The organism is Flavobacterium sp. (genome assembly GCF_021151785.1).
Classification (GTDB): domain Bacteria; phylum Bacteroidota; class Bacteroidia; order Flavobacteriales; family Flavobacteriaceae; genus Flavobacterium.
This window is the reverse complement of record NZ_JAGKWP010000193.1, coordinates 1-1602: the sequence shown is the minus strand read 5'-3', so window position 1 is coordinate 1602 and position 1602 is coordinate 1. Positions and strand designations below refer to the sequence as shown.

Below are 1602 nucleotides of genomic sequence, written 5' to 3'. Positions count from 1 at the left end.
AATGGATAATAATGATTTTTTTACTCTTGTAAGAACGTAGGTCAAAGTTAATATTTTATAAACAAAATCCTAACTTTTTTACGGTTAGGATTGTTGTTTAGATTTACATTATACGAGCAGTAAGTTATCTATGATTGGAACTTACTAGTTTTGTGTGACGACGTGAATGCAATGTCCTAATTTGGGAGATTGCCAACTTTATCTAATTCTATTTTTATTGCTGGCAATAAAGTTATTTTTCCTTTAGCTTCTAATTCTTTGACACCACTAATACTCATAGTTTTATCAACAAATGGAATTATTACATCTTTAAAAAACTCTTCTAATTCGATTTTGCGTTTGTCACTTTCCAATAAATTGTCAAAATCAAATATCTTATTATCTCTAATCTGATTAGTAATGTGACCAATGGGACTCTTTATTAAATCTTTATTTGGGGTATATACTCTACTGAATGCACCTTGAATAAATATTTTAATATTAAGGTAATAATTATTTCCAAAACTAGATTTTTGTAATTCAAGTATTGCCAAACATTCTTCATTAGCTTTAAACCATCCCCCAAAAGCGTTAGAAAATTTATATTTTTTTGCTATTTCGCCAAATGTTTTTTTAAATTCCTTATTTTCCATAGTTTAATATGTGTCTAAAACTGTTTTCCAATCAATGCCTTTAAATTCAGGGTGCTTTTCAAGAACAGCAGGCGAATTCATCTCTTTTAAATATGTATCTAGTTGTTTATTTCCAGCTTTCATCGCCCTTGGATTAAATGGTTTTAGCTCAAAAATTGTACCATTTTCAACATCAAGAAAATCAATACGTTTACCACTAGGTAATCTAAATTCTTTAACACCATTTACGCCAACTTTATAGTTTTTGTGCATTTCTTGACCCAGTTTCAGATTAGATTTAGTAAACTGTTTCATCCCCTTGTTTATACCATCAGCACTTTCGATAATATTTAATCCTTTTTTAGCCATTTTCAACTGACTTAAACCAGGTATAAAAACTCCACCTAGACTCAATAGACCACTTCCAATGTCACCATTATAAAAATCAATACCTGCACTTGCAATATCTGCTATTTGACTAACAATTGGTATTTCTGTTGACCCTAATGCATCTAAAGCTAATTGTGTATTAGCTACAGCGTTTGACTCTTCTTTAGGCTTTTCGGTTTTTACTAATACTTCTTCAATTTGCCCAACCCATATACCACCATTACCATCTTCATTAGGTGTATATATATTAACAGTTCCATCAGAAGTTGTATAACTTTGTCCTGCTGTAGGATTTTGAACATTCTTTATGCATTCTGGACACAAACCAGTAGGGTCAGAAAAAATTGTAGGTACATTTAACGCAAATGCATATGGTGAAGTATCACAAAACATGTCTGATAAGTAGTCCATTCCAACAAATCTACCAATAGCGGAATCGTATTGTCTCCAATCCATCGCAGTCATGTTAAGCCCTAACTCTTCCTGAAGCTCTTGTCCATTATATTTATAATCATAACTCGTAGTAAACAAAGGCGGCACAGGTCGTATGCGTATCAAAGAACCATCTTTAGCATACATTTGTTCATCAGAATTATAACCC

At 31.7% G+C, this 1602-nt stretch carries 2 protein-coding genes; both read right to left on the bottom strand.

Annotated elements, in window-relative coordinates; translation table 11 throughout:
• Positions 1 to 176 precede the first annotated feature (176 nt).
• A complete protein-coding gene (locus QZ824_RS11575) occupies positions 177 to 632 on the bottom strand; it encodes a DUF4304 domain-containing protein (protein ID WP_291276172.1) in 456 nt (151 codons plus the stop codon).
• A gap of 3 nt (positions 633 to 635) precedes the next feature.
• Positions 636 to 1602 (bottom strand): RHS repeat-associated core domain-containing protein (locus tag QZ824_RS11570; RefSeq protein WP_291276171.1); only part of this gene is annotated, 967 nt, incomplete at its 5' end.

Excerpts from the sequence above, each read along its gene's own strand:
- QZ824_RS11575 (WP_291276172.1), bottom strand. The coding sequence starts at position 632 with ATGGAAAATAAGGAATTTAAAAAAACATTTGGCGAAATAGCAAAAAAA.